The sequence below is a fragment of the Micromonospora sp. NPDC048170 genome (assembly GCF_040652795.1).
Taxonomy (GTDB): Bacteria; Actinomycetota; Actinomycetes; order Mycobacteriales; family Micromonosporaceae; genus Micromonospora.
The window spans coordinates 1-20052 of the sequence record NZ_JBEZMR010000005.1; the positions used below are offsets into that span (position 1 = coordinate 1).

The 20052-nt window shown below is 72.5% G+C and carries 21 protein-coding genes and 1 pseudogene; 18 read left to right on the forward strand and 4 right to left on the reverse strand.

The features are described from left to right. Together AB0D32_RS10560 and AB0D32_RS10565 are read right to left on the reverse strand one after the other, a co-directional pair. Positions 1-514 (reverse strand): annotated as a pseudogene (locus AB0D32_RS10560) (hypothetical protein); the annotation flags it as partial. Further along, positions 511-807, reverse strand: a complete 297-nt coding sequence (locus AB0D32_RS10565) for a type VII secretion target (RefSeq protein WP_357087471.1) — start codon at positions 805-807, stop codon at positions 511-513. The gene AB0D32_RS10565 and the pseudogene AB0D32_RS10560, both read right to left, overlap by 4 nt. A 175-nt stretch (positions 808-982) precedes the next feature. Here AB0D32_RS10565 and AB0D32_RS10570 point away from each other — a divergent pair, with 175 nt between their 5' ends. The 5 genes from AB0D32_RS10570 to tsaE all read left to right on the forward strand — a co-directional run bounded on the left by AB0D32_RS10570 (position 983) and on the right by tsaE (position 5640). Then, complete coding sequence (locus AB0D32_RS10570) at positions 983-1351, forward strand: holo-ACP synthase (protein WP_357087474.1); 369 nt, start codon at positions 983-985, stop codon at positions 1349-1351. 52 nt (positions 1352-1403) lie between these two features. Then, positions 1404-2873 carry an NAD(P)H-hydrate dehydratase gene (locus AB0D32_RS10575; RefSeq protein ID WP_357087476.1) on the forward strand — a complete coding sequence of 490 codons (1470 nt, stop codon included), beginning with the start codon at positions 1404-1406 and terminating at the stop codon, positions 2871-2873. An 81-nt stretch (positions 2874-2954) separates the two neighbouring features. Then, positions 2955-4073: an alanine racemase gene (gene alr, locus AB0D32_RS10580; RefSeq protein ID WP_357087478.1), complete on the forward strand. Its 1119-nt coding sequence runs from the start codon at positions 2955-2957 to the stop codon at positions 4071-4073. After that, on the forward strand, positions 4070-5173 hold the full coding sequence (locus AB0D32_RS10585) for an alpha/beta hydrolase (RefSeq protein WP_357087481.1): 1104 nt from the start codon (positions 4070-4072) through the stop codon (positions 5171-5173). The genes alr and AB0D32_RS10585 overlap by 4 nt, the downstream gene beginning before the upstream one ends. Then, the gene (gene tsaE, locus AB0D32_RS10590; RefSeq protein WP_357087484.1) at positions 5158-5640 is read left to right on the forward strand and encodes a tRNA (adenosine(37)-N6)-threonylcarbamoyltransferase complex ATPase subunit type 1 TsaE; all 483 of its coding nucleotides are present in this window, start codon (positions 5158-5160) and stop codon (positions 5638-5640) included. Before AB0D32_RS10585 ends, tsaE begins: the two co-directional genes overlap by 16 nt. A gap of 155 nt (positions 5641-5795) precedes the next feature. Here tsaE and AB0D32_RS10595 read toward each other — a convergent pair whose 3' ends face one another. Then, on the reverse strand, positions 5796-7193 hold the full coding sequence (locus AB0D32_RS10595; RefSeq protein ID WP_357087487.1) for a lipase family protein: 1398 nt from the start codon (positions 7191-7193) through the stop codon (positions 5796-5798). Between the two features lie 196 nt (positions 7194-7389). Between AB0D32_RS10595 and ung the strand changes: the two genes are divergently transcribed. The 6 genes from ung to AB0D32_RS10625 all read left to right on the forward strand — a co-directional run bounded on the left by ung (position 7390) and on the right by AB0D32_RS10625 (position 11742). Further along, positions 7390-8091: a uracil-DNA glycosylase gene (gene ung, locus AB0D32_RS10600; RefSeq protein ID WP_357087490.1), complete on the forward strand. Its 702-nt coding sequence runs from the start codon at positions 7390-7392 to the stop codon at positions 8089-8091. 83 nt (positions 8092-8174) lie between these two features. Further along, complete coding sequence (locus AB0D32_RS10605; RefSeq protein WP_357087493.1) at positions 8175-9026, forward strand: maleylpyruvate isomerase N-terminal domain-containing protein; 852 nt, start codon at positions 8175-8177, stop codon at positions 9024-9026. A gap of 150 nt (positions 9027-9176) precedes the next feature. Beyond that, entirely contained in the window at positions 9177-9854 is a 678-nt protein-coding gene (gene tsaB / locus AB0D32_RS10610) for a tRNA (adenosine(37)-N6)-threonylcarbamoyltransferase complex dimerization subunit type 1 TsaB (protein WP_357087495.1), read from the forward strand. A gap of 120 nt (positions 9855-9974) precedes the next feature. Continuing rightward, positions 9975-10430, forward strand: a complete 456-nt coding sequence (rimI, locus tag AB0D32_RS10615; protein WP_357088070.1) for a ribosomal protein S18-alanine N-acetyltransferase — start codon at positions 9975-9977, stop codon at positions 10428-10430. Continuing rightward, positions 10423-11469 (forward strand): tRNA (adenosine(37)-N6)-threonylcarbamoyltransferase complex transferase subunit TsaD, encoded by a 1047-nt coding sequence (gene tsaD, locus AB0D32_RS10620; protein ID WP_357087498.1) that lies wholly within the window; start codon positions 10423-10425, stop codon positions 11467-11469. The genes rimI and tsaD overlap by 8 nt, the downstream gene beginning before the upstream one ends. Positions 11470-11487: 18 nt before the next feature. After that, positions 11488-11742, forward strand: a complete 255-nt coding sequence (locus AB0D32_RS10625) for a hypothetical protein (protein WP_357087500.1) — start codon at positions 11488-11490, stop codon at positions 11740-11742. Between the two features lie 61 nt (positions 11743-11803). Here the strand turns inward: AB0D32_RS10625 and AB0D32_RS10630 are convergent, their stop codons facing one another. Beyond that, the gene (locus tag AB0D32_RS10630; RefSeq protein WP_357087502.1) at positions 11804-12631 is read right to left on the reverse strand and encodes a hypothetical protein; all 828 of its coding nucleotides are present in this window, start codon (positions 12629-12631) and stop codon (positions 11804-11806) included. A 181-nt stretch (positions 12632-12812) separates the two neighbouring features. Here AB0D32_RS10630 and AB0D32_RS10635 point away from each other — a divergent pair, with 181 nt between their 5' ends. The 7 genes from AB0D32_RS10635 to AB0D32_RS10665 all read left to right on the forward strand — a co-directional run bounded on the left by AB0D32_RS10635 (position 12813) and on the right by AB0D32_RS10665 (position 20048). Further along, the gene (locus AB0D32_RS10635; protein WP_357087505.1) at positions 12813-13877 is read left to right on the forward strand and encodes an ATP-binding cassette domain-containing protein; all 1065 of its coding nucleotides are present in this window, start codon (positions 12813-12815) and stop codon (positions 13875-13877) included. A gap of 496 nt (positions 13878-14373) precedes the next feature. Continuing rightward, entirely contained in the window at positions 14374-15360 is a 987-nt protein-coding gene (locus AB0D32_RS10640; RefSeq protein WP_357087507.1) for a class I SAM-dependent methyltransferase, read from the forward strand. A 108-nt stretch (positions 15361-15468) separates the two neighbouring features. Further along, positions 15469-16194, forward strand: a complete 726-nt coding sequence (locus AB0D32_RS10645) for a methyltransferase domain-containing protein (protein ID WP_357087510.1) — start codon at positions 15469-15471, stop codon at positions 16192-16194. A gap of 100 nt (positions 16195-16294) precedes the next feature. After that, a complete protein-coding gene (locus AB0D32_RS10650) occupies positions 16295-17020 on the forward strand; it encodes a hypothetical protein (protein ID WP_357087513.1) in 726 nt (241 codons plus the stop codon). Beyond that, entirely contained in the window at positions 17017-18291 is a 1275-nt protein-coding gene (locus AB0D32_RS10655) for a M20/M25/M40 family metallo-hydrolase (RefSeq protein ID WP_357087516.1), read from the forward strand. Before AB0D32_RS10650 ends, AB0D32_RS10655 begins: the two co-directional genes overlap by 4 nt. Next, positions 18288-19004 (forward strand): SDR family oxidoreductase, encoded by a 717-nt coding sequence (locus AB0D32_RS10660; RefSeq protein ID WP_357087519.1) that lies wholly within the window; start codon positions 18288-18290, stop codon positions 19002-19004. Before AB0D32_RS10655 ends, AB0D32_RS10660 begins: the two co-directional genes overlap by 4 nt. Before the next feature lie 6 nt (positions 19005-19010). Then, positions 19011-20048, forward strand: coding sequence for a Gfo/Idh/MocA family oxidoreductase (locus tag AB0D32_RS10665; protein ID WP_357087521.1), 1038 nt, complete (start codon positions 19011-19013; stop codon positions 20046-20048). The last annotated feature ends 4 nt before the right edge of the window (positions 20049-20052 follow it).

The window sequence follows — 20052 nt, forward strand, 5'->3', positions numbered from 1 at the left end:
CCCCGGCCAGCTCCAGCGCCGCCCGGATCGCCGCGCCCGCCTCGGTCGCCGCCCCGGACCGGGTGGCCGCCGGCGCGCGGGCGGGGCCGGCGGAGACGCGCCCCTGCCGGTCGACCAGCAGCCCCGCCGCGTCCGCCCGGGCCACCGCGGCGGCGAGCCGGGCCTTGGCCGAGGCCAGCCGGCCGGCGAACTCGGCCAGCACCTGGTCGGTCTCGATGAGGGCGGGAGAGGCCGCCGTCAGCTCGGCGCGCAGCGCCGCGAGCCGGGCATCGGCGGCGTCGGCCGCCCCGCCCGACCAGCCGCCTCGCAGCACCGCCGCGCCGGCGACCAGCTCGTCGGCCCGCCGCGACACCGGCTCGGTCAGCCCGCGCCAGGCCACCCCGGCGGCCCGCCACGTGCCGGGATCGGCCGCCCACAGCTGTCGGTACCCGACTTCCGTGGCCCGATCGGCCGGATGCGCCGGACGCCCGGCCGGTGCGGCTCCACCCGCCGCAGGGGGAGCCGGCCTGGTCACCGGGGCACGGCGGTGAGCCGGCCGGCCGCCCGGTCGTCCACCGCCTCGTACGCCTCGGCGGCGGCCCGGACCGCCCCGGCCGTGCTGGCCACGCGGGCCCCGAGACGGCCGAACCAGGCGTGTACGGCCGACTCGAGCCCGGTCAACGCCGCTCCGGCCGACCACTCCGGGGCCGGCACCACCAGCCCGGACGCCCCGGCCAGCCCGTGCCCCAGCCGGTACGCGCCGTCGTCGAGCCCACTCGCGGCCCGGCTCAGCACGTCGGGTCGTACGGTCAACGGCTCCTCGGTCATTCTCGGCCCCCCGTCTCGCGGAAACATCGACGGCCGCGACGCTAGGCGGCATCCACACCCCCGCGCGTGTCCTGTGGACAACGGCCCTCCCGGCGTGCGGCCGGTCGTCCACAGGCGTTGCCCCGCACGGAAACGGCGGCTAACCTGCGGCCGCCCGCGCCGGTAGGGTGAGCGGGTGATCGTCGCTGTCGGCATCGATGTCGTTCTCGTCGAGCGGTTCGCCAAGGCCCTGGCACGGACACCGCTGCTCTCCGACCGGCTCTTCACGGAGGCCGAGCGCTACACCCGCTCCGGCAACCCGCGCTCGCCCGAGTCGCTGGCCGCCCGCTTCGCGGCCAAGGAGGCGGTCGCCAAGGCGCTCGGCGCCCCGGCCGGTCTGAGCTGGCACGACTGCGAGATCGTGCCGGACCCGGACGGCCGTCCCTGGCTGACCGTCTCCGGCACGGTCGCGGCGGCGGCCGTCGAGCGCGGGGTGAACCGCTGGCATCTCTCGTTGTCCCACGACGGCGGGATCGCCTCGGCGATGGTGGTCGCGGAGCGGTGATCGGGGGCGCGTCGCGTCGCGGGGCGCCGGGAACCGGACGGAACGGGGTGGCATGAGACAGGTGTGGCGGGTCGCGGACGTACGTGCGGCGGAGGCGGGACTGATGGCCACCCTCCCGCCCGGGACGCTGATGCAGCGGGCCGCCGCCGGGCTGGCCCGCCGCTGCGCGCTGCTGCTCGCCGACCGGGGCGGCGTCTACTCCGCGCGGGTGCTGATGCTGGTCGGCTCCGGCGACAACGGCGGTGACACGCTCCTTGCCGGTGCCCACCTGGCCCGGCGGGGCGCGGCCGTGTCGGCGCTGCTGCTGACCCCCGGCCGGGCACACGCGCAGGGCCTGGCCGCGCTGCGGGCGGCCGGCGGGCGGGTCGTCGACCGGCCGCCGGGGATCGTCGACCTGGTGCTGGACGGCATCGTCGGCATCGGCGGGCGCGGCGGGCTGCGGGACACCGCCGACCAGCTCGCCGCCAGCCTCGTGCGGCACCGCGGGCGCGACGGCGCTCCGGCCACCGTGGTCGCCGTGGACGTGCCCAGCGGGGTGGCGGTCGACACCGGGGGAGTGCCGTTGACCGCGTCCGGCCGCCCCAGCGCCGTGCGCGCCGACGTGACGGTGACGTTCGGCGGGCTGAAGCCCGCCCTGGTGGTGGGTCCGGCCGCCGTGCTCGCCGGTGAGGTGGAGTTGGTCGACATCGGGCTGGAGCCGTGGCTGCGGGGCAGCCCGGCGCTGGGCGTCACCGAGTGGTCGGACGTCGTCGGGTGGTGGCCCCGGCTCGGCGCGGCCTCGGAGAAGTACAGCCGGGGCGTGGTGGGCGTCGCGACCGGTTCGGCGACCTACCCCGGGGCGGCCGTGCTCTCCGTCGCCGGGGCGCTGGCCGGCCCGACCGGCCTGGTCCGCTACGCCGGCTCGGCCCGGGCCGACGTGCTGCGCCGGCACCCGTCGGTGATCGCCACCGACCGGGTCGCCGACGCCGGGCGGGTGCAGGCCTGGGTCTGCGGCTCCGGCCTGGGCACCGGCGAGGAGGCGGCCGGGGAACTGCGGGCGGTGCTCGCCGCCCCGGTGCCGGTGGTGCTCGACGCCGACGCGCTGACCCTGCTGGTCGACGGCTCGCTCGCCGACCGGCTGCGCAAGCGGGACGCCCCGATCGTGGTCACCCCGCACGACCGGGAGTTCGCCCGGCTCTGTGGGGAGGCGCCGGGCGCGGACCGGGTGGGCGCCACGCTGCGGCTGGCGGCCTGGATGAACGCGGTGGTGCTGCTCAAGGGCGACCGCACGGTGATCGGCACGCCGGCCGGGCGGGCGTACGTCAACCCGACCGGCACCCCCGCGCTGGCCACCGGGGGCACCGGCGACGTGCTGGCCGGCCTGCTCGGCTCGCTGCTCGCGGCCGGGCTGCCCCCGGAGCGGGCGGCGGCCGCCGCCGCGTACCTGCACGGGCTGGCCGGCCGGGAGGCGGCCCGGGGCGGGCCGGTGACCGCGCCCGACGTGGCCGACGCCCTCCGCCCGGTCCTCGCCCGCCTCGGCTGATCCGGCCGTGTCCGCCGGCCCGGCGACAGCGTCTGTGCCGGCCTCGGCCGGGGAGATCGGTGCGGAAAGTAGGCTGGGGGCATGTGGCAGGCCGAGGTACGCGTGGACCTGGACGCGATCCGCGAGAACGTGAGCCGGATGAGGTCCGGCACCAGCGCCGAGTTGATGGCGGTGGTGAAGGCCGACGGCTACGGCCACGGCATGGTCCCGGCCGCCCGCGCGGCCCTCGACGGCGGGGCGGACTGGCTGGGGGTCTGCACGCTGGACGAGGCGCTCGCGCTGCGCCGGGCCGGGATCACCGTGCCGGTGCTGGCCTGGCTCCTCGCGCCCGGGCTGCCGCTGCACGAGGGCGTCGCCGCCGGGGTCGACCTCGGCGCGGCCAGCCTGCCCCAGCTCGACGAGATGGTCGAGGCGGGCCGCGTCGCCGGCCGGCCGGCCCGGGTGCATCTCAAGATCGACACTGGGCTGGCCCGGGGCGGCGCGACCGTCGCCGACTGGCCGGCCCTGCTCGATGCCGCCGCCAAGGCACAGGCCGACGGCCTGGTCGAGGTGGTCGGGGTGTGGAGCCACTTCGTCTACGCGGACTCGCCCGGCCACCCGACCATCGACCGCCAGCTCGCCGTCTTCCACGAGGGGCTGGGCATGGCCGAGCAGGCCGGCCTGCGACCGCGCTACCGGCACCTGGCCAACTCGGCGGCCACCCTGAGCCGGCCGGACACCCACTTCGACCTGGTCCGGCCCGGGCTGGCCGTCTACGGCCTCTCCCCGCTGGCCGGCGAGCGCTACGGGCTGCGCCCGGCGATGACCGCCCGGGCCCGGGTGATGCTCACCAAGCGGGTCCCCGCCGGCTCCGGCGTCTCGTACGGGCACACCTACACCACCGAGCAGGAGGCGAACCTGGCGGTGGTGCCGCTCGGCTACGCCGACGGGGTGCCCCGGCACGCCTCGAACAGCGGCCCGGTGCAGCTCGGCGGCAAGCGCCGGAAGATCTCGGGCCGGGTCTGCATGGACCAGTTCGTGCTCGACTGCGGCGACGACCCGGTGGCCGCCGGCGACGTGGTCACCCTCTTCGGCAGCGGCGCTGACGGCGAGCCCACGGCCGACGACTGGGCCGAGGCGGTCGGCACCATCAACTACGAGATCGTCACCCGGTTCGGCGGCACGCGGGTGCCCCGCGTCTACGACGGCGAGCGCCCGTGACGTACCGCCCCCGCATCCCGCTGCCGCGCACCGGGCACGCGAGGGCCGCCGTCGGCGCGTTGGCCGCCGTCGGGGTGGCCGCCGCCGGGCTCGCGGCCGGCGTCGCCACCGAACGCGCCCTGGTCCGCAAGCTCAAGGCCGACCCCGCCGACCGGTACGCCGGGGAGGTCTTCGGCGAGCAGCGGTACGACGAGGCGTTCCGGCTGGAGATGCCCGACGGCACCGACATCCACGTCGAGGTGGTGGAGCCGACCCGGCCCAGGGCCGGCAACCCGACCGTGGTGCTGGTGCACGGCTTCTGCCTCGACATGGGCACGTTCCACTTCCAGCGCCAGTTGCTCGCCGAGCGGGGCGAGCACCGGATCGTCGCGTACGACCAGCCCGGGCACGGCAGGTCCGGGCGGCTGGAGACGGGCGAGTACGACCTGACCGCGCTCGGCCGGACCCTGCGCGAGGTGATCGACCGGGCCGCGCCGGAGGGGCCGCTGGTGCTCGTCGGCCACTCGATGGGCGGGATGACCATCATGGCCTTCGCCGAGCTGTTCCCGGAGCTGTTCGGCGACCGGGTCGTGGGCACCGTGCTGATGGCCACCTCGGGCGGCCTGCTCGCCGAGACGAAGCTGGTGGCGCCCGCCCTGCTCGGCCGGGTCGGCGCGCCGGTGCTGCACATGGTCGGCAACGTCACCCGCTACGGCGGCCCCGTGATCGACCGGGCGCGCAGGTCCACCACGAATGTGGCCTGGCTGCTCACCCGCAAGTACGGCTTCGGCACCCGCCACCCCAGCCCGGCCCTGGTGTCGTACGTCGAGACGATGAACTCCCGTACGTCCGCCGACACGGTGACGCGCTACCTGCGGACCCTCGCGACGCACTCCCGGTTCCCGGCGCTCGCCGCGCTGGCGGACACCCCCGTGCTGGTGGTCGTCGGCGACAAGGACATGATCACCCCCGTGACGCACTCCGAGGAGATCGTCCGGCGGCTGCCGCACGCCGAGTTCGTCAAGATCTCCGACAGCGGGCACGTGGTGATGCTGGAGCACGCCGACGAGGTCAACGAGGCGATGGTCCGGTTCCTGGAGGCACCGTGCGCCACGTCGTGAGGCTGTCGACGGTCGACGACACCCACGGGTTCGGGCGGCGGCTGGCCGGGCTGCTGCGTGCCGGCGACCTGCTGCTGCTGACCGGGCCGCTCGGCGCCGGCAAGACCGCGCTGACCCAGGGCATCGGGGCCGGGCTCGGGGTGCGCGGCGACATCACCTCGCCCACCTTCGTGATCGCTCGCGTGCACCAGCCCGACCCGACGCGGGGCGGCACGGTGGCGCTGGTGCACGCCGACGCGTACCGGCTGGGGGACGCGGCCGACCCGCGTGCCGAGATCGACGACCTGGACCTGGACGCCTCGGTGGACGAGTCGGTGACCGTGGTGGAGTGGGGCGAGGGCCTGGTCGAGCAGTTGGTCGACGCCCACCTGCGGGTACGCGTCGACCGGCGCGACGACGACACCCGGGTGGTCGAGCTGGAGCCGGTCGGCGGCGACTGGGAGCAACGCCTGGCGGCTCTGCGCTGACTGGTGCTGGCCTCGGTGCCGCATCCTGCGGGCGGAGCCACGTCGACCGGCCGCCGGAAGCAGGGCTCGAAGGCCGCTGTCGACCTTCAGGCCCTGTCCTTCCCGCACGTCGTCATGATCGACGAGTGCCGCCGAGCCGGTCGGCGGGAACGCGCCTAGGGCTGAAGGGGCATCGTCCAGCAGTTGGAGTGGGCCGTCCTGCCGGCGAGTCGGTCGGTGATCCAGGACACCGCGTCGCCCTGGTCGGTGATGAGTGGAACCAGGTGGTTGGTGAGGATCTTGTCCCCGAGGTTCGGCAGGCTGATGGCCTCGTAAGTGATGTTGCCGCCCTTGCGGCACCAGTCCACGGCCAGTTGGCGGGCCTGCCGGTGGGGAACGATGTCGTCGTGGATGCCGGTTGCCAGGCGCACCGGGCCGGCAGGTTTGACCGTGCCGATGCGCTGCCTGTCGAGTGCCGCCTGTGCCTGGGGCGAGGCCGCGATGACGTCGCCGAGGGATCTGCCGCTGGTGGTCCAGCTGGTGCTCTTCGTGAAGCCGTAACCGAAGAGCACGTCGCCGACGCACATGGTCGACATGTCCTTCAGTGCCGCCCTGCCGGTGGTGTTGATGTTCGCTTCGACGACGTCCCGTAGGGCCGGGTCGGACTGGGCGAAGCCGTTCATCGACCAGCCCAGCGCACCCGCCAGGGCGCTGCCGTCGATGCCCTTGAGGACCGAGGTCAGGTCGGCGGGCGGCGCACCGACGTAGGTGCCGGCCAGTGGCACCTCGGGTGCGTAGGTGGGCTGGAGTTCCGCGGCCGCGGCGCTGGCGCCGCCTCCCTGGCTGTAGCCGTACAGGCCGACGCGTGAGTCGCGGGTGACCGATGCTCCCGGCACGGCAGGCGCGGCGCGGGCCGCGTCCAGCAGGGCGTGGCCCTGGTCGAGGCGGTTGACGTAGGTGTGGAGCCGGTCGGTCGTACCCAGACCGACGTAGTCGGTGACGACGACCGCCGTGCCGGTGGAGAGAAGGCGGTAGATGGCCAGCGCCTCGTAGCCGACCGACACGGTCTCGCCGCGCAGGGTCAGCGGGTACTGCAACGCCATCGAGGGCGCGCACTGGTCGCCCTGCCCCATGGTGCCGGAGGCGACGGCCACCAGCGGGCGCGGGCCGCCGCCCCGCCATGCCGTCGACGGTTCGAGGTAGGCGCCGGTCACTCCGACGGCCCGGCCGTTGGAGTCGGTGGACCTGTACATCAGCCGGGTCGCCGTGCCCGGCATCGGACGACCGTCCAGCCCGGGAATGCTCAGGCCGAGAGGCAGGGGCTCGCTGCGGATCAGCGTGCCGTTGGCGGAGGGCAGCTCGGCGGGCGGGTTGTAGAAGACGGGGATGGTCACTCCACGGGAGACCACGGGCTCCGACCCGCCGGAGGCGGCGGCGGGTACGCCGGACACGCCCAGACAGGCTGCCGCCCCTACCACGACGGCCAGCACGCGCACGCCGGCCGGTGCCTGCCGGCGGCTGGGGGACAGCACCGAGTGCGTGCTGGTACGGGGACGGGGATTCTTGCTGCTCACAGGCCACTCCTCAGGAGCATGGATGGAGGTGAATGCAAGCTAGCAGCGCCGCGCGCCGTAAGTGACTCGCCGGTAAGTTACGCTACGGTAACTATTGGAGGGGCTCCATGGCGGACGCCGGCCCTGGCCCCGTCGGTGTCGGGGAGTGTCGGTTGCGACTGGTATGAAGGTGGCGATCGACTACGAAAGGTTGCCGATGCCCGACGACGCCCCCACCCTGGACCTGCTGGCGCTGCTGCCGGAGGACTGGCGTGCCGTGCTCACCCCGCACCTCGACCCGGCCCGCACCGCCGAGTTGGCCGCGTTCGTCGCGGGGGAATACGCGACCCGCACCGTCTACCCGCCGGTCGAGGACCTCTTCTCGGCCTACCGGCTCTGCGCACCGGCCGACTGCCGGGTGCTGATCCTCGGGCAGGACCCCTACCACAAGGCGGGCCAGGCGCACGGGCTCAGCTTCAGCGTGCGGGAGGGCGTGAGCGTGCCGCCGTCGCTGCGCAACGTCTTCAAGGAGCTGGGCGAGGACGTCGGCGTGCCGAAGCCGCGCGGCGGCAACCTGAGCGGCTGGGCGGCACAGGGCGTGCTGCTGCTCAACTCCGTCCTCACCGTCCGTGAGGCGACGCCCGGCTCGCATGCCAACCGTGGCTGGGAGGAGTTCACCGACGCCACCATCCGGGCGCTCGACGCGATGGGCTCCCGGGTGGTCTTCCTGCTCTGGGGCGGCTACGCGCGCAAGAAGGCGGCCCTGGTCACCAACCCGCAGCACGTGGTGCTGGAGGCCGGGCACCCCAGCCCGATGAACCCGCGTGGTTTCCTGGGCAGCCGCCCGTTCAGCGCGACCAACAAGGCGCTCGCCGACGCCGGTCTGCCCACCGTCGACTGGGAGCGTTCCGCCGGCTGACAGTTCCGCATTCTCGCGGTGACCGTGTGGTCGCTGCCCGTTGTAGCCTGTGCCTCGATCGGTCGGCGACCCGGGAGGCGGCGATGGCGGCGACGGTCAGCGAACAGCGGTGGCAGGTGGCGCGGACGGCGCTGGCGGACCAGACGGATCGCTTCCTCGACCTGGTCCGCGCCACCCCACCGCAGGCGATGGCGACGGCCCACTGGTCGGTGGTCGACACGCTGGCCCACGTGGGCTCGCTCGCGTGGTACTACGTCTGCCTGGTGGACCCGGAGCATCCACCCCTGCCGGTGCCGGGCCTGCACCGGCAGCTTCCCGACGTCACCGTCGAAACGGTGGCGGACTTCAACGACGTGCTGCTCCGGCACCTTACCGAGCGCGACCCGCAGGCCCTCGCCGACCGGTTGCGGGCCGACGTGGGGCAGCTTCTCCTCGCCTGCGGTGCCCGGCGCCCCGACGAGACGGTGCCCTGGCTCGGCGGGGCCCGGGTGCCCCTCGCCGGGCTCTGCGCGCACCTGGTCAACGAGCTGCTCATCCACGGTCACGACGTCGCCCACGTCACCGGGCGGCCGTGGTCGCTCCCCGGCCGGGACGCCGCGCTGTTCATGGAGCTGTTCCTGGCCGGGGTGGTCCGGCACGGCTACGGGCGGCTGATCGACGGCGGCGCGCCGCCGAGCGAGCGCCCGGTCGTGGTCGAGTTCCGCTCGGCGTACGCGGCCCCGGTCCGGCTGATGCTGCACCGGGGGCGGATGACGTTCGCCGACCCCGACGCCCGGCCCGACGCCCGGATCGACCACGACCCCGGCACGCTCAACCTGATGATGTTCGGCCGGGTCAGCCGGGCCCGGGCGGTGCTCACCGGCAAGGTCCGCATCAGCGGGCGGCGTCCCTGGCTGCTGCCGGGGTTCCTGCGAAAGTTCCGCACCCCGAGCTGACCGTGCCGGCCCGAGCCCGCCCCCGGTCGCCACGACCGCCGCCCGAGCTGACCCGTGTCGCCCTCCGGCCGTTCCGTCACCTGCCGGCCGGGCCGCACCGACCCGGGGCGTCACCGGGGGTGACGGCGGGGCCGACTAGGCTGGCTTACCGTGCTCGTACTGGTGGTGGACAGCTCGACCCCCGCGGTGACCGCGGCGCTGGCGGAGGTCGCGGCGGACGGCGTCGCGATCCGCGCGCACCGCTGCACGGTCGACGCCCGCGCCCACGGTGAACTGCTCGCCCCACAGGTCGACGCGGTGCTCGCCGAGGCCGGCGCCCGTCCGGCCGACCTGGGCGCGATCGTCGCCGGGCTCGGCCCCGGCCCGTTCACCGGGCTGCGGGTGGGGCTGGTCACCGCCGCCACCATCGGCCAGGTGCTGGGCGTCCCGACGTACGGCGTCTGCTCGCTGGACGCCATCGGCCACCCGGCGGCCGCCGGCGAGCCGGTGCTGGCGGCGAGCGACGCGCGCCGCCGGGAGATCTACTGGGCGGTCTACGACGGCGCGGGCCAGCGGATCGTCGGGCCGGAGGTCTCCGTGCCGGCCGTCGCCGCCGAGCGCGCCCGCGACCTGGCCGTCACGACTGCGGTCGGCGACGGCGCACACCGGTACGCGGACGCGCTCGGCCTGCCCGTGCGGGACGAGCCCCGCTACCCGGACGCCGGCGTGCTGGCGACCCTGGCCGCCGAGCGCATCCGGGCCGGGGCCCCCGCAGAGGTGCTCACCCCGCTCTACCTGCGTCGCCCGGACGCCGTGGCGGCGACCGCCCGCAAGCCGGTTCTCCCGTGAGCGCGAGGAGTGAGCCGGTTTTGCGAGCCTCGCAGTCGCGAACCGAGGGGACGCTGTGAGCGCGAGGAGTGAGCCGGTTTTGCGAGCCTCGCAGTCGCGAACCGAGGTGGTGCCGTGAGTGTGCGCCTGGAGCGGTTCCGGTGGTGGCACGTCGACGAGGTGCTGCCGATCGAGGTGGACCTGTTCGGCGCCGAGCAGTGGTCGGCGGCGATGTTCTGGAACGAGCTGGCCAACGGGCACTTCTACCTGGCCGCCACCGACGACGGCGGCGCCGTGCTCGGCTACGCCGGGCTCGCCGTGGCCCCGCCCGACGAGGCGTGGGTGCAGAACGTCGCGGTGCGTCGGGACGCCCAGCGGCGCGGCGTCGGCCGGCTCCTGCTGGAGGCGCTGCTCGCCGAGGCCGCCCGGCTCGGCGTCCGTAGCACCCTGCTGGAGGTCGCGGCGGACAACGCCCCCGCCCAGAAGCTCTACGCGGCGTACGGCTTCGAGCCGATCGGCGTGCGGCGCGGCTACTACCAACCGAGCAACACCGACGCGCTGGTCATGCAGCGCACCCGGGATGTGAGCGATGACTGACGAACCCCTGGTCCTCGGCATCGAGACCTCCTGCGACGAGACCGGCATCGGCATCGTGCGCGGGCACACGCTGCTGGCCGACGCGCTCGCCTCCAGCGTCGAGCAGCACGCCCGCTTCGGTGGCGTGGTGCCTGAGGTGGCCAGCCGGGCCCACCTGGAAGCCATCGTGCCGACCATGGACCGGGCGTTGAAGGAGGCGGGGGTGACGCTCGCCGACATCGACGCGATCGCGGTCACCTCCGGCCCGGGGCTGGCCGGCGCGCTGCTGGTCGGGGTGGCCGCCGCGAAGGGCTACGCGCTGGCCGCCGAGAAGCCGGTCTACGGCGTCAACCACCTGGCCGCGCACGTCGCCGTGGACACCCTGGAACACGGCCCGCTGCCCGAGCCGGCGATCGCCCTGCTGGTCTCCGGCGGGCACTCCTCCCTGTTGCTCGTCGACGACCTGGCCCGGGGCGTCACGCCGCTCGGCGCCACCATCGACGACGCGGCCGGCGAGGCGTTCGACAAGGTGGCCCGGCTGCTCGGACTGCCGTTCCCCGGTGGCCCGTACATCGACCGGGAGGCCCGGGCCGGCGATCCGGCCGCCATCGGTTTCCCGCGCGGCCTGACCGCCCCCAAGGATCTCGCCGCCCACCGCTACGACTTCTCCTTTTCGGGGCTGAAGACGGCGGTGGCCCGTTGGGTCGAGGCGCGGCAGCGGGCCGGCGAGGCGGTGCCGGTGGCCGACGTGGCCGCGTCCTTCCAGGAGGCGGTCTGCGACGTGCTGGTGCGCAAGGCGCTGGACGCCTGCCGGGCCAACGGCGTCGAGACGCTGGTGATCGGCGGTGGTGTGGCGGCCAACTCCCGGCTGCGGGCGATGGCCGAGGACCGCGCCGCCGCACACGGCATCCGGGTGCGGGTGCCCCGGCCCGGACTCTGCACGGACAACGGCGCGATGGTCGCCGCCCTCGGCTCGCACCTGGTCGCCTCGGGTGTCGCGCCGAGCCGGCTGGACCTGCCCGCCGATTCCGCCATGCCGCTGACCACGGTCAGCGTGTGAACCCCGAGGATGGCTGACGTGATCGTGCGGATGTGGGAGGCGCGGGCGGAGCCGTACGGCATCGCGGACCTGATCACCTGGGTCTGCGACACCGCGCTGCCCGAGTTCGAGCACGACCCGATGCACGTGTCCAGTGAGGTGTTCTCCTCCACCGACCACCGGGTCGTGGTCATCTCCAGGTGGCGCAGCAACCCGCGCCCGCTGCCGGAGCCGCCGGCGATGTTGCTGGCCCGCCCGCCGCACTCCTGGGACTTCACCCAGGTCGACCGCTGAGGCGGTCGTGCTGCTGGCCCGGGTCGGCGGGCAGTCGACCCGGACCAGCGCTGGCCCGGGGTCAGCGTTTCACGGTCTCCGGGGCGGGCAGCTTCCGACCGGTCAGGACCTGCGTCACCAGGTCGGCTGCCTCCTGGCTGGCGAGCAACTCGGCCCTGGGCACGTCGAGTTGCCGGGCGACGGGATACTCCCGCAGCTCAGCCGGGACCGGCTCGCGGGAGCGGAGCACGAGGGTCGGCGCGGGACCGGGTGCCGCCGGGGTGGCCGCCGAGATGGTCAGGTAGCGGAGGTACTCCGTCAGTCGGCTGATCAACTGCTCCGTGAACTCCGGCTCGATGCCGATTTCCTCGCAGCCCCGGCTCGCCAGCCCCGCGTACGAGGTGCTGAGCCAGCGGGCGAGTTCGTCGAGGTCGACGGTGCGGTCAGTCTCTGCCCTGGCCTGTTCGACGGCCCGTTCGACGACGTCCTGCCCGAGGCCGGGTGTGAGCGGCGTGACGGCCTTCACGAATTCGTGGCAGAGCGTCCACGGCACAACCGGCAGCGGGTCGAAGAAGATCGTCGCCGGTGGGGTCGGGACCACGATCCGGTCGACGAATGCGGCGGCGAGCCGGCATCCGGCGCAGTACCCGAGTACGGCCACGACCTCGGGCCCAAGACTGTCGGCCGTCGCGAGCCAGGCGGCGAGCCGGGCGTCGGACCCGGCCACGCTTTCCGGGTCACCGAGCCAGGCGGCACGGCTCGGCGCCCGGACGGTGTACCGGTCCGGTAGGAGTGGAACGAGATCGTCGAAGCCGGCCACCGCACGGGACGCCTCGGCGCTGAAGTCGACCACGAGTACGACCTCGTCACCGGTGCCGACCCTGAGCGTGTGCCATCCCGAAGTGTCCACCAGTTCCGCCCTTCCGATCTGAACGCGGTGCTGCCGCATCACAGATAAGCAGTGAGTAGCGCCGCACGCGACAGATCGTGCCGATAGTAGGAGAGCCTTCCCCGCATCCGAGGATACGTCTATATTGGCGTGGCGCCAGTGCTGCGGGTTCTCCATGTGTCGAGCGCTGCGGCGAAGGGATATGAGGCCAGCGGTTGTCGAAATTCACGAACTGGTGCGCGCCTGCCGGGCCCGACGCGAGGCCGATGAGACCGTCGCGCCCGACGGTGTCAGCCTAACCGTCGACGACTGCGAAATCCTTGGCATCCTTGGCCCGAATGGAGCGGGAAAGAACGCACTGGTCAAGATTCTCTCCACCATTCTCCTGCCCGCTTACCGGGATGGCGAAGGCGCTCGGAACCATTTGTTCCGCTGCCCTTGTGCTCCTTCGCCGGATAATCTGTCCGCGCAGTCGCGGCGCAGGCGGGAAATGATCCGCGAGAAGCGGCGGCGCTTCCGGGCGGTGGGCCTGCGGATCGTCGAGGCCGACCTGTCGGTGCGTAACCCGGATATTGCGCCGTTGCTGCGGAACGTGGAGCAGAAATGTCACGCCGCCGGCCCGGTCGAACAGTGCGCGGGCCACCTCGCGGGCATCGCAGGTTCGTCGGGTGGCCAGCCGACCTGCCCGGGGCGTTCGGCGACGACGACCCAGGGGCGGAGGAAGCGCTTGCCTCCTCGGTCATCTGACGGCAGGACGGGGTGTGGCGTCTGCCGGTGCTCCGCACTCTCAGGTGCGGCTGCTGCGCGTCGCTCTTCTTTCGGGATCGGCTGTCCTGAAGGATCATGCGATGGCCGTCACCGATCTACGCCAAAGGGTGACTGCTTGCGGCGGCCGGGAACTCGAACTTCCCTGCGGATCCGATCTGGCAGTCGTAGCGCGGCCGCCAATCCGCCGCCCCACCTTGTTCATTTGGCATTCGAGAAGTGTCGCAACGGCCGCCCGGGGTGCATTCCGCGACCATGCGGTGGCGGCACGGTTACCTGGAGCGAGCGGCACCTGCTCGGGATGGGCGCGGCAATCGTGCGACGAAATTGCCGCCCGCAAGAACGGCCGTCCCGCTGCTCTCTCGCACCGAACGCTCCATCGTCGTCCGGCCAGCGGGGGCGTCAGCCATGCCACCGCGCAGGTTTGCATCAAATCTGGACATCGCCGACAGGCCAGGATTGCAGTCTGAATGGCGTTGATGACCCTCAGTTCGATCGTTGACAGCCTTCGGGGCAGAATCTAGTCTCCATCGAACGAGGGCGCAGCTCACGGTCAGCCGCGAAGCTATTGCTGGCTGGTTAGGGGTTTGAGAATTGTCACGTGCAGTCCGGTCGGGCTTCGCCCGGCCGTCAACGTCACAGAAAAGAGACCCTCGGCATTCAGGCCCCGGACGGCCGGCGAGCCCGGTCGGGAAACGTGACGTGACCCGCCGCAGTTCCAGGAGCTGACATGTGCCACCCGATCGCGGTGACGCCGGCCCACGGACAGCGCCTCGTCGTCACCCTCGTGCCGACCATCCGGAACCGTCCCGCCGACCGGCCGACCCTGCGCCACGTCGACGTCGGCCCCACCTTCGGGAACGACCGAGGCCAGGCCGACCGCCCGTGCCCCGCGAACCGGGCCACGACACTCCTCCCCGGCAGCCCGGGCACCCGTTCCGGTGTTCGGAGTGGTCCGGACCGTCCGCCCCGCTCGCCTCTCACCAATGGAGCCGTACATGCACGACCACGTACCTGAGTACATCCTGCCGCTCGAGGGTGCCCCGGAAACCCACGAGCGCATCCCCTGCCCCATCTGTGGGTCGACGGAGCGGGCTCCGCTGTACGAAGGTGTCGCGCTGCGGGGCAACACCCTGATCCTGGACATCTGCCTCAGTTGTTCGCACCTCTACATCAACCCGCGTCCCTCGATGGCGGCGTTCAACGAGTTCTACCAGGACGACGCCTACTTCCACCTCTGCGCCGACTTCAGCAAGGTGACGCTGGAGGAGAAGCTGGCGCAGTTCGACGACCCGGAGTTCTGGGACGAGCGGTTCGGCCACGGCAAGCGGCTCTACGACACGTACCTCACCGGGAAGCTCACTGCGGACGACACGGTCTTCGACTTCGGCTGTGGCGACGGCGCGTGGCTCTGGGCGCTCCAGCAGCTCACCGGCTGCGCCGTCGACGGTGAGGAGATCTCCGACATCTACACGCAGATCGCGGCCAAGCGGCTCGGTACGTCGATCTTCGCCGGGGCCGTGGAGGAGGTCGCGGACCAGATCGTCGAGAAGCACCGCGACAACGTCAAGGTCGCCATCGTGTCCGGGTCGCTCCAGCACATGCTGGACCCGATGAAGTGCCTGCGCGCGGCCCGGGACATCCTCACCGACGACGGTCTGCTCTACATCTGCAACTGGAGCATCTTCGAGCACTACATGGCCGCCTACAAAGACCAGCGTCGGCGGCTGCTCGGAGAGATCCTCTCCTGGGAGCACCTGCACTACTTCCACGAGACGTCGTTCAAGTACATGGTCCGGGCCGCCGGCTTCGAGATCGTCGAGTTCGCGATCGAGTCGGACGTCCGCGAGCGGCACATGGAGATCGTCGCCCGCAAGACCGACAAGCCCGCCGAGCTGCCGAGCCGGCAGGAGGTCGAGGGCGTGGTGATGCGGGCCCGCGCCTTCGAGTCGGCCACCATCGCCCAGCGTCTGCGTCCCAACTGATCATCCGCTACGGCCCGACAGGCCGGCAGTGTCTGAACGCCTTCGGGGGCCGGCGGTCCCGACCGGGCCGAGGCCCCCGAAGGCGGTATCCGAGTGAAGGAGCTGCTAGTGGACACGACGACGAACGGTGTCGGACAGGGCATCGTCACGGTGAACGCCGGCTGGAACTTCAGCGGTCAGGTCGCTCAGTCATTCCCGGAGCACGTCCGCAGGTCGATCCCCTCGTACGAGGCGGGGCACCGGCTGGTCGCCGAGATCAGCGACTTCTTCGTCCGACCGGACTCGGTCGTGTACGAACTGGGCACCTCGCACGGGGAACTCCTCTGCGCGCTCGCCGAGCGGCACCGCCAGCGCCCGGAGACCCGGTGGATCGGCATCGACAACGAGCCGGACATGGTGGCGAAGGCCCGTACCGTGGCCGCGGGCCTGGACAACGTCGTCGTCGAGAACGCGGACATCGTCGAGTACGAGCTGGTCAAGACCGATCTCGTGGTGTCCTACTACTGCCTCCAGTTCATCGCCCCCAAGCACCGGCAGCGCGTCGTCGACCGGATCTACGACGCGCTCAACTGGGGCGGCGCGTTCATCTGGTTCGAGAAGGTACGCGGCAGCGACGCGCGGTTCCAGGACCTCTTCAGCCTGCTGTACACGGACTTCAAGCTCGACCAGGGCTTCACCGCCGACGAGGTGCTGGCCAAGAGCCGCAGCCTCAAGAGCACCCTCGAACCGTTCTCCAGCACCGGCAACCTGGACCTGCTCAAGCGGGCCGGTTTCGTCGACATCACGCCGGTTTTCCGGCACCTGTGCTTCGAGGGCGTCCTCGCCATCAAGTGACCGCCGCCCCCGGTGCCACGGGCCATCCGCACCCGTCATCGGTCGGTTTCGGGACGACCCGCACCCATCCACCCCACCTGCCAGCATGTGAGGAAGCGTCGTGACGACACCCGTCGGGCAGAAGGCACCGTTCCCCAAAGAGAAGTGGTGGAGCGAGACGGAGAGCCCCAAGGCGTGGATGAGTATTCGCGACGCCGACCTCTACGAGGCTCTGCTGCACCGGCTCGCCGAGTTGCGGGCCGGCGAGCCGCTCCGGGTGGTGGAGTGGGGGGCCGGCCGGAGCACCCTCTGGTACACGTCGTTCCTCGAGACGCTGCGCGTGCCGTACCGGTGGCTGGCCCTCGAACATCACGGTCAGTACTTCCGGGAGAGCCTCGCCCCGCAGCTCAACCAGCGGCCGGACGCGGTCGCGGTGGAGGACGACGACCCTGACGCACTCCGGGCGCTACTCGCCACGAACAACACGGTCGCCGTCGGCTTCGGGGCGCGCGACCTGCGGCCGTTCCTCCCCGGCCGGGAGGCCGACCGGCACGCCGATCTCGACGCCTACGTCTCCCTGCCCCGGCGGGTCGGCCTCGAGTGGGACGTGGTGGTCATCGACGGCCGCAAGCGTCGTCGGTGCGTGCTGGAGGCCCTGGAACTGCTCGGCCCGGGAGGCTTCGTCCTGCTCCACGACGCCTGGCGGGTCCACTACCAGTGCGCCTGGTCGGAGTGGACCAGTGGCCGGCGCTTCGGCGACGAGTGGTGGATCGGTTCCCGGGCCGACACGGACTTCACCGACGTGTTGCCGTGGCACGCCTTCGAGAGGCATGCGGAGCTGCCATGAGCACCGCGACACCGGACGCCCCCCGGCACACCGCTCAGGTCGACGCCTGGCTCGCGCGGCACCGCCCCGGTTACGTGGCGGACCTGATGCAGCTGGTCTCGATCGACACCCGATCACCCCGGGAAAGCGACGCGTACGACTGGCTGGGGTCTTACTTCACCGCGCTGGGCGCCGAGGTGACGGCCGAACCGCGCCATCCCGCCCTCGAAAGGCACCAGGCAGCCAACCAGAACGAGCACAGCGCGTTGTCCGCGGCCGAGCGGGCCAACCTGCACGTCCGGTTCCCGGCCGACGCCGGTCTTCCCCGCGTCCTGTTCAGCGCGCACGTCGACGTCGTCCCCCCGGCCGCCGACTTTCCCGATGGTTTCCGGCCACGGGTCAGCGGTGACGCGGTGGTGGGCCGGGGCACCGCGGACACCAAGGGCAACATCGTCATGCTCGCGGCTGCGCTGCGCTGCGTCGCCGACCTGGGCCTGCCGCTGACCCGCGCGGTCATGCTGGACCTGGTGGTCGAGGAGGAGATCGGCGGCAACGGGGCGCTCTCCACCATCCTGCACGGCCGGGAGGTCGACGAGGTGGTGGTGCTGGAACCCACCGACCTGGAGGTCCTGCACGGGCACCGGGGCTGTCTCGAGTTCACCGTGCGGGTCGGCGGCCGGGCGAGCCACATGGGCGGCGACGGGGTGAGCGCGATCGACGGCGCGATGGAGTACATCGCCGCCCTGCGGGAGTTGGAGGCCCGGCTCATGGCCGAGGCCATGGCAGAACCCGACTTTGCCGGATACTCCCGGCCGATGCAGATCAACGTGGGCCGGATCGCCGGTGGCGAGTGGCACGGTTCGATCGCGGCGCTGTGCTCTGTCGGCGGTGCCTTCGGCTTCCTGCCGAAGTACTCGCTGGACGACGTCCAGGGCATGCTCACCGAGCTGGTGGCGGGTCTCGGTGACCCCTGGCTCAGGGAGCACACCGACATCCGGTACGAGGGCATCCGCAACGGCGCGTACGTCGGCGATCCGCACTCGGCGGTCGCGACCGATCTGCGCCGGGCGGCCCAGGTGGTGACCGGTCGGCAGCGGGCCCCCCGGGCCTGGAGCGTGAGCTGCGATGCCCGGCTCTACCACGACCACCTCGCCGTTCCGACGGTGGTCTTCGGGGCCGGCCAGCTCGCCCACGCCCACTCCAGTGCCGAACGGCTGAGCATCGCCGAGTGGTCGCAGGGCGTGGCGGCCCTGGTCGCGTTCCTCACCGACGACCGGGAGCCAGCCCGGTGAGCCGGGGCATCGTGCTCGGCGCCTCGTCCGGGATCGGCGCCGAGCTGGCACGTCGGCTGCTCGAACGCGGTGACGAGATCACCCTGGTCTCCCGACGGGCCGTCACCTCGCCACCCGGGTCGGCGGCCGTGTCGGCGCCGGCCGACATCCGTGACTTCGCCCGCCTCGAGCAGATCTTCGTCGACGCGTGCGGACGAGGGCCGCTCGACTACGTCGTCAACTGCGTCGGGGTGGGCTTCTACGCCCCGTTGGGCGTGGACAACTCGGCGGTCTGGAACGACATCCTGACGGTCAACGTCACTGGTCTGCTCAACCTGCTGTCGGTCGTCGACCGGACCTGCCCGGAGCTGCCCCGGCTCGTACACGTCAGCTCGATGGCCGCGCACCGCGTGTCCCGTACGCCGGGCAACCTCGCCTACTCCGTCGCCAAGGCGGGTGCGAAGACCATCGTCGAGGAGTACCGCCGGGGGTTGCGGGCCGCCGGACGGCGCACCAGGGTGTCGATGGTCTCGCCGGGGTTCGTCGAGGCGACCGACTTCGGCCGTAACTACTTCTCGCGTACCGCCGACGCCGCGCCGCAGCCCGACATCTACGGCAGTCACCGGAACCTCTCCCCGGCGGACGTCGCGGACGTCGTGGCGTACGTCCTCGGGTCGCCGCCGCACCTCGAGTTCCTGGATCTCGTCTTCTGCTCGCCCGACCAGCCGGGGTGACCTCACGTGGAACAAGTCCTGATCGTCGGTCACGGGTACGCCGGACGCCGGTTCCGGGCCGCGCTGCGCCACCTCCGGCGCGAGGGCCTGCCGGTGGAGGTCGTGGGCGTCGTCGACCCTCGTCCCGACCAGTTCCCCGACGACCTGCCGGCCTACCAGGACCTCGCCACGGCGCTGCGGGAACTGCGCCCGACCGTGGTCTGCGTGACGGTGAACGAGGCCGATCACGCCACCGTGTTCCGGGCCCTCGGTCACCTCGACCGGATCCTGGTGCTCGCCGAGAAACCCCTGGTCGCCGACGCGCGTGACGAGCAGTCGGTCATCGCCGCGCTGGGTCACCACCAGTTCTCGATGAACCTGGTGGAACGGTTCAGCCCGATGGTCACCCGTTGCCGGGAGTGGATGCGGGCCGAGGGCCCCTGGACGGTCACCCGGGTCGAGGCGTTCTGGGGCAAGCACCGCATCGGTGACCCGCGCCCCACGATGGGTGTCCTCTCCGAACTGATCCACGCGCTGGATCTCACCGGTCACCTGTTCGGAGCAGACAACCCCGAGATCATCCGGTCGAACGGGGTGCTCAGCGACGTCAGCCCGCACGCGACGGACGTCCTGGACAGCCTCGACGTGATCGCCCGCCACGGCGACGCCCCGATGCTGCTGCACACCTCGTACGCCTGGCCCACCCGGATGCGGCTGGTCACGGCCCTGTTGTGGTCGGAGCAGCACGGGACCCACCGGGTCGAACTCGAATTCGACGACCCGCACTGGGACTGCGACCGTCTGGAAATCAAGTCGATCGCCCCGGACGGGCGGTGGACCACGGTGCTGCGGGACTCGACCGACGTGGCGTCCCTGCCGACCGAGATCCAGGGGGTGGGCAAGGTGGTCGAGTTCGTGCGGGCATCGCTGTACAGCTGGTGGGGCAAGTCCGACAGCGTCGACCTGGTCGACCTGGCCGCTGCGGAACGGTTGCAGGGCATCCTCACCCGGATCGGCGACTCCGCCGAGGGCGGTCTGGTGCCGGCCCGGTACGGAAAGGCGTGACCTG